This is a genomic window from Ferdinandcohnia sp. SAFN-114 (genome assembly GCF_059415045.1).
Genome location: NZ_JBPFDQ010000147.1, coordinates 1 through 7756 on the forward strand (window position 1 = coordinate 1; position 7756 = coordinate 7756).

The 7756-nt window shown below is 33.3% G+C and carries 8 protein-coding genes; 4 read left to right on the forward strand and 4 right to left on the reverse strand.

The annotated features are described in order from the left end of the window. Positions 1–161 precede the first annotated feature (161 nt). The 4 genes from ACR65M_RS25960 (at position 162) to ACR65M_RS25975 (ending at position 2870) form a co-directional block, all read left to right on the forward strand. A complete protein-coding gene (locus ACR65M_RS25960; RefSeq protein WP_335402697.1) occupies positions 162–329 on the forward strand; it encodes a hypothetical protein in 168 nt (55 codons plus the stop codon). A 286-nt stretch (positions 330–615) separates the two neighbouring features. Continuing rightward, entirely contained in the window at positions 616–1089 is a 474-nt protein-coding gene (locus ACR65M_RS25965; RefSeq protein ID WP_440274853.1) for a hypothetical protein, read from the forward strand. A 508-nt stretch (positions 1090–1597) separates the two neighbouring features. Then, positions 1598–2509 carry a DMT family transporter gene (locus ACR65M_RS25970; RefSeq protein ID WP_440274854.1) on the forward strand — a complete coding sequence of 304 codons (912 nt, stop codon included), beginning with the start codon at positions 1598–1600 and terminating at the stop codon, positions 2507–2509. Between the two features lie 31 nt (positions 2510–2540). Continuing rightward, positions 2541–2870, forward strand: a complete 330-nt coding sequence (locus ACR65M_RS25975; protein ID WP_440274855.1) for a tRNA-binding protein — start codon at positions 2541–2543, stop codon at positions 2868–2870. 102 nt (positions 2871–2972) lie between these two features. Here the strand turns inward: ACR65M_RS25975 and ACR65M_RS25980 are convergent, their stop codons facing one another. The 4 genes from ACR65M_RS25980 to ACR65M_RS25995 are packed head-to-tail and all read right to left on the reverse strand — an operon-like array spanning position 2973 to position 7491. Next, positions 2973–3446: a hypothetical protein gene (locus ACR65M_RS25980; RefSeq protein WP_440274856.1), complete on the reverse strand. Its 474-nt coding sequence runs from the start codon at positions 3444–3446 to the stop codon at positions 2973–2975. Further along, entirely contained in the window at positions 3418–5556 is a 2139-nt protein-coding gene (locus tag ACR65M_RS25985) for a site-specific integrase (RefSeq protein WP_440274857.1), read from the reverse strand. The genes ACR65M_RS25980 and ACR65M_RS25985 overlap by 29 nt, the downstream gene beginning before the upstream one ends. A 9-nt stretch (positions 5557–5565) precedes the next feature. Further along, positions 5566–6918 (reverse strand): tyrosine-type recombinase/integrase, encoded by a 1353-nt coding sequence (locus ACR65M_RS25990; protein ID WP_440274858.1) that lies wholly within the window; start codon positions 6916–6918, stop codon positions 5566–5568. A gap of 24 nt (positions 6919–6942) precedes the next feature. Then, positions 6943–7491 (reverse strand): helix-turn-helix domain-containing protein, encoded by a 549-nt coding sequence (locus tag ACR65M_RS25995; RefSeq protein WP_440274859.1) that lies wholly within the window; start codon positions 7489–7491, stop codon positions 6943–6945. Positions 7492–7756: the final 265 nt, after the last annotated feature.

The following is a 7756-nucleotide window of genomic DNA, read 5'->3' on the forward strand; positions in this document are numbered from 1 at the left end:
GTCACTTAGTCCGGGGACTTCTTTATTTTCATATTCTCATCAATGTCGCTTTTTTGTTCATTTAAGGATAAATTTTCTTTAATTTATTCATCTTTTTATAGTATTTTTTATACTCTAGAAGAAAATAATTACATCAATACCTATATAAGGAGATGATTTTAATGCCAAATAGGAATACCATTCGAAGTTTATTAGGTATAGATGTTCGTCCTCGATCTTCTAATAAGCATAGTTATGATGTCGATTCCTTTAGTAACCCCATTATTCATAAAAAAATAAATGGGCAAGTTATTGTTCCTCTTGATATTGACAGACTATGGGGAAAATAAATTTACTTAAGCAGTAAATTAACAAATAAAATCCCATTATTTTTCTTCTTTTTAAATATCGTTGGTACACAATTTATAAGATGGTACTAACCTGATTATCAAAATTGAAATGAGTCATTTTCTTTTTCAACTAAACTGCTTCTATAGTTCATTAACAAGCATTATCAAGTAAAATAACATGGCTTTTACAATAGTAATAACAAATTGAATATAAGAAGTTATTTTAGGTGAAAATACCAATGTTTATAATGTAGCTAGTATATTTTCCAGACAAAGGAGGCTGTATATGAAAGGGAAATGGAAAATGTATTTGTTATTGGTATCACCTTGGTTATCTGTAAGTAAGATTGGAAAAAGTTCCCTACTTCGCTTCCTTCCCACTATTATTTTTTGTGACTTGGTTATTGCACTAATAAGTGAGCTATCCCAAAAGTTAAAATGGTGGAAAGTAAGAAAACCTATATTCCCAAAATTAGCAACAGATGTCTCTTTTGTTTTTGGACCTTTTACAATCCTAAACTTTTGGATTTTCAAATTAACCTACAAAAGATTTTGGATATATCTAATTACCAACATTTTTGCTGACTATTTATTTGCTTATCCATTAACTACAATGGCAGAGAAGCTTGGGATATATAAAATGGTAAGAATGAGCCGAAAGCAACTTTTCTTTTTAAGTATTTCAGTAGCAATACTTAACTACTTGTATCAATCATTATTTGTTGAACCTTTAAGAAGGAATCATAAAAAATGTACATGAGAATTTTTATATATACTATACTAAAGAACCCTATTTTAAATTGTTGTTTCAAACCAGGGTTTTTTTGTTGTCTCAACTACACAAAGGGTTCAGATTTTGTTAAACTAACCTGCCCCGATAGTTCAATAGATTCAATAAAAAAAGCATTAATCCTTCTTGGATTAACGCACCCTATAGTTTAAGTGCATTTCTTCACAAGGTTCTATTTTTTAAATTTATTTAATGCAGGAATGCTACCCTTTATAGAATATGATAATGGAATATGAGCATCCAATAACCTAACGTAATACTTCACAGTTGCTTAATGAATTCAGTTGGATTTACCATCTATATCTGTTAATATTTTATTATTATTGACGATTAAAAGGAGTTGATATTATGTTTTTAGCACCTTTATTTGAAAATGATGTACCAGTAGCACTCTCCCGCCCATAATGGAGAGAGATTTTATATAGCTACTTCTCTCCGTTAGGGCATAACAAGCCTAAAAAATACGGAGGGTACTACTATGAAAAACACAATAATCGGTTCATTATTTTTAATAATAGCATCAAGTATTTGGGGAGGTATGTATGTTGTCGTAAAAGTAGTTGTGGCAGTCATACCACCATTAGAACTTGTATGGTTGCGTTATCTTATCGCACTAGTTGCGTTAGTATTCATTGGACTCGTCACTAAACAGGACTGGAAGATTAAAAAGAACCATATAGGGATAATAATTGCAATTTCTATTGTAGGATATGTCATTTCTATTGTTACTCAAGAAACAGGTACAATGCTATCTAGCGCCCAAATGGGAGCCATTATTACTGCGACTACGCCGGCATTTATGGTCGTGTTTGCTAGTTTAATTCTTAAAGAACGGTTAACATTAAAGAAAGCTATTTCTGTCAGTTTGGCCACTATTGGTGTTGTTATTATAGTTGGTATTGACGATATTAATATATCCAGTATGCTCGGAGGCATTTCGCTTATTGTTGCCGCATTGACTTGGGCATTAATGTCCGTTCTTATAAAATGCTTGCCTAGTGATTATTCGCAAATTGTTGTAAATACTTATGCTACTCTTATTGCTTTTGTTGTTCTAACACCTTTTGTTTTAACAAGATTACCTAAATTAAACATAACCGTATTAACAAATCCCACTATATGGGGAGGAATGTTATATTTAGGGTTAGTATCAACAGCTATCGCATTTCTATTATGGAATCGTGGTCTTCAAATGCTAAATGCCTCTAGTGGAGGAGTTTTCTTCTTTTTCCAACCAATTGTAGGAACATTATTAGGTTGGCTGATATTAGGTGAAACCATTAGTTTCACCTTTTGGGTTGGTTCTTTCTTAATTTTATTCGGGGTATTATTGGTTATAAAAGAAAGACAAGAGGAACAGATTCAGACTCAATCTAAACTTAATATGTAGAAGAATCTACTTTAAATATGGAGGAATATAAATGGCAACTTTAGAAGATTTTCAAAAACTAGATATGCGTGTTGGAGAAATTATTAGAGCAGAGGGATTCCCGAAGGCAAGAAAACCAGCATATAAATTATGGGTCGATTTCGGAGAAGAAATAGGAATAAAACAAAGCAGTGCTCAAATAACAGATTGTTATCGTTTAGAAGAACTAGTTGGCAAGCAAGTATTAGGTGTAGTTAATTTTCCTGCTATGAAAGTTGCTGATTTCAGCTCAGAAGTACTTATAATGGGGACTTACTCAGAACAAGGTGTGGTTCTAATACAGCCTGAACAAAGGGTTAATAAAGGCGACCGACTGGGATAAATTAAGAGAACACAAATGATATATTCATTTGTGTTCTTTTTTCTCTTATTTAACTAAACTGCCCCGTTAGTTGAAGAAGAGGTGATATAAGCTAAGGATTACCTATTTAAACATTTCGAAATGATTTGCTACCCATTTTGAATTATTTTCTGCAATGTATTGTTCCGCATGGATCAGTCGTTGCACCAACTCGCTTTTGGAAAACTTCATGTATTTTCTTTGTGCGTTCTCAATGCTTCGATTAGGTTTTATTTTTCGGAAATCTATAACGTCCATACCGTCATTTAAGGTAGCTGTGATATTTTTGCTATTCTTTTTTTGCTTATATGACAAACTATGCTCCTTATAATACTCATACAGCTGATCATTTGTTCGTATTGTATTAGAATGAATTCCTTTCCCTTCGGGATCAATTCTTTTTGAAACATTAGCTACATTTGTATATGTTACGGGTTCACCCTTCTTAACTAATAAATCAATCGCATGTTTACCAATCTCAACTGAGCGGTTTCTGCGCTTATAATGACTTTCTTTTAGCCACGGCCTATCATTTGTCGAATTGAATGTGCGGCTCATATTTTTGTTCCTCCCTGTATTTCTCTATGAGATCAATTTCCTTTAACTCATTACGTGCGTGCTTCCGCATTTCTTTTGCTTTCTTGACTTCTACTGGTAAATTCATTGCGGTAAAACGTTTTTCCATATCTTTTGATAGTTCGATAACTTCTTCTAACTCATGCTTTTTTTCTGGTTGTGGAATTTTCGCCTGGCAACCTAAACAAGCCATTTTAACTGGGCAAACCATATTCGTTACACAAACTCCGCCTAGAACATTATTAAAAACACCAACTTTTTCTTTATAATCATTAAGTTCTTGTTGAAGTTCATTTGGATTTCGTAAAACAGCATCATCAATATCAATGTAATCAGTAACAACATTGTGTAAATCACTAACCGCTTGAGCTACTTGACTTGGTGTTGGTTCTGAGTAATAACCTGTTACATCTAAATCCCGTTGATGTAATATCTTGGCTATAATGTCTAATGGCACATTTTGTCGTTGAACAGCTTCAGTGGCAAAAGCATGACGTAATAAGTGTGGCTTCACTGTAACAAGAGTACCTTCTTGTGTTTCAAAGTGTAGACCGTGCAGCAAAAAGCGAAGGCTTGCTGTTATAGCATAGTTATTAAGTGCTTTTTTGTGATATTGAAAAAAATACGGTTTTGGCTTTTTAAATAAGTGCTTTCGATTAATATAACTATAGTTAACACTTGGAATTTTTTCGGTACCATAATGTTCTTGTAACATTTTACGAACCTTACCAAAAAGTTTCATAGTCTCATCAGTAATGTAATATTGTTCAGGTTCGTCGCGGCCTTTAGGAATAGCATAAAAGGAATATTTCAAGCTGTTATTAAGCTTAAAAGTTTTTAGGCATTCTTTTGTATAATTAATTTGTAGTAATTCATTTATTCTTGCGCCAGTAGAAGTACAAATATCCAATGCAAGTAAACCGAAGGTTACGCCTACATAATAAGACTCCATATCAAATAAAGAGCCTTCTGCTTTATCTTTGTTCCTGGAAACAAACCTACTTGGTGTGAGGACTCCTTTTTGAGAGTTAAAAGGAAAAACTAAATTATTTATACTTCCATCACCGTAACCCCAAGAATAAAGCAGTTTAATTTTTCTTATTTTTTCATCCTCAGGGATATTTTCAAAGATTTTCCCACCAATAACATCATTTTCGATTAATTCTATAAACCATAGCCCTTCAGCTTCATCCTCATCGTCCATTCGTTCGGCTCTAATAAACTCCACGAAGTAATGATTATTTTCGACCGAATATGCTTCGATACGTCTTTCTGCCGTTCTAACAACTTCCTTACTATATTGATCCTTATGATTCAATACAAAAGAAGGTTTGTCCCAAAGGCGGAAATAAAAGCGTTCTCCAACTCTTCTGGGTTCTTTATAATCGAAATACAGAGGTAGCTCTGCATTTGTTGTTTTTGCTTGTTCACAAGCTTTTAAATATGCTTTTCGTAATCGGTCTATTTGATTCCAACGAAAGTGTCCTTCAGCACGAATTTTGGTAAGAAAAGGTACGATGGCATCCGTTTCACTCTTACGAGTGTTTCGACCTTGAGCTAACGCTGCATTCGTAAAATGAAAGTCCCCTGAATCGTAAGAAGGCATCGGAAAGATGAATTTTTCGAAATCTTCTCGTTGCTCTACAGGCAACTTTGAACTAACCCATTTTTTTGTCTCGTAAGAGAGAGATCTATAATATGTTAAAAAATATGCTCTTTGAGAGTCCGAATGATTTTTATAAATAGTTCCCTTAAAATATTCATACATATGTGTTTCAGTGCTTAGTTGCTCCATTTCGGTTAGGTGAAAGTGCTTAAATAAGTCTTTCATTCGGGAGTTTATTGTAGATAATGTATTTAAAATTGTTCTTGGATCAAGATTTTTTTCTGCACCAACTATCATATACAGAAACAAATGATTATTCCAAGGCTTGTCCATTACATATTGAAAATAGTAATTTAAGTCAAATTCATCGATTTTATCTATGATGAATGTGTCTCTTGTATCACGAAGGTGTAGTAGTTGGGTGTTTACCATGCCGAGCAATTGCTCATAGAAAGGTGTCTGTGGTTTCAAATCGGTTGTTATCATAGTCTGTCCTTACTCCTCCATACCATCTAACAGCTCTAATATTTCTTGATCTATCTCTATTTGTTTGATGTCTTCCAAAACTTTAAGTTCAGGTTTTTTAATTCTTTTGTTTTTCATTTGTTTTAAATATTCTCCTTCCCGCTTTTTCATATTTTCCAACATTTGATTGTGTGCTTCGAAATGCCTTTCCTCATCAAAATAATGTTCGTAAACTATAATAGTATCCTTATTGCTCCACTTGATATACCGAATCAATTCATTTTTCCTTTGTGCAATTTCAGCTTCTGTCTTGGAGGTGTTATAGATTTCTCTTAACCTTGTTGTTACAAACCAATGTCTTGTTTTATGCGGATTTAACTTAATCTCGCATTCTTTCATCGCTCTATCCCAATGGTAATACCATGCTTCATAGGATAGAGGTGTCCCAATTACCGTAAGGAATATCGGAACTTCATTTGGCAAAGCATCAAAATTACGATGTAATTTGTCATATTGTTTTCTCTCTGTATTGATATATCTTATTAGTAATTTAACTGTATCTTTACTAAATCGGATGAACTTCACCCTTTTTCCATGACTACCTTTATTGAATGTGCTGGCTTCTTGAAATGATTTACGAGAATGATAGTCTCCAATTGTCAATTCTATAACTTCGGACGCTCTTGCTCCTGTTTCAAATAACATACGAGCAATCACAACTTCTCTTAAAGACCAATTTACTTTTTTCCCTGCTTGATAAACTTGATACGGAAGGTAAATATCGCTTATAATTTCAGGTTGCCATTCTTCATTAATTAACTTGAAATAAGAATCCGTTAACCTTCTATGTGGAGTAGCATTTTCTGTTCCTGCTTCAGCTGGCATACGCGGCTTGTCCTTTCTCACTCCTTCGGTATGGCTCTTATAATCATTTAAAATCGCATATGAATCTATTAAAGGGTTTGAGTGATTATATTGTTTTAATCGAATAAGAGATTTATAGAATGACTTTAACGCGGAAAGAAAACGATTAACTGTATTTGGACTTTTATTGGTACGATTTACAAATCGAAAAGTATCTTTCTCTCTTACTTTACAAGCCATCTCATTCATAAGATAATCTTCTACGGCTATTCGTATAATGTCAGGCGAATCATCCCATTTAACTTGTTTTCCTTGAAAGTTGCTAAATTGATCTAACCATGTAAAAAAGGGGAGTAGGCATTGAACATACGAAAGTGCAGAACTTTTACTAATTCTCCCAATACAATCATGATAATGAACTGTTAATGGAAGAAAGGGTTGATTTTGACGATCAAAAACTAACATTTCAAAACGACTTTCCACACCATCAGGGCAGTAATCATACCAATATTTAGACATAGAATAACACCCACTTTTGATTCATTATTCTTCAAGCCAATTGTAAAATGGGACTTTACGCACATATGTATTTTCACTGTTATTCAACGTAACGTAGTAGTCCTGTTGAGTAAAATCTGACAAACTTATACTGTGTTTCTTTGGCAATTTTACAGAAAGAGAAGTCGGACTCCAATTTTCACGAATCGCCTTACGAATGAACCCGTCAGGGTTTTTTACCTTTGTAGCCGATTGTTGCATAATCAAGAGTATTTCTAAGGTTCTTTTGATTCCTACAACTGATAGGATAGATAGAATTTCATCAGTAGGAGAAGTAAGAGTAACAGCCTGGTATGCTAATTTAACTAACTCTGTTTCATCAGACTCTAATTTCATATCATCTTCATGTTGTTCAGTATTATTGATAAAGTTAACGTTGTTTAACTTTAATAAATCGGATTCAATAATTCTCCAACCCTCTTTGTCACTATTTCTGTGTGAGTTAGGCAATTTGCCCGCCCGAATCCATCGCTTAATTGTTTCTTCGTGTTTCCCTAAGAGTTCAGCAACCTCTTTAACTTTATATTCTTTCAATATCCACACCACCTTATAAGGAATGTACGTTCCGAGAATGTACGTTCTTTTCGATTGTAGCACAAAATGTTGTTGAATTTGCAACGATTCTTACTTTATTGTTGTTGTAGTAAATGGGGTCATTAAGAGGTCTTATAAAAACAAAAAAGTACACCACTATATATAAGTGATGTACTAAATTTAATATTATGTGTGACATTAAAGACAAGTTACTAATATTATAATAAAAAGGCACATTCACTTGTCTTTAATTTTACATAGTAAA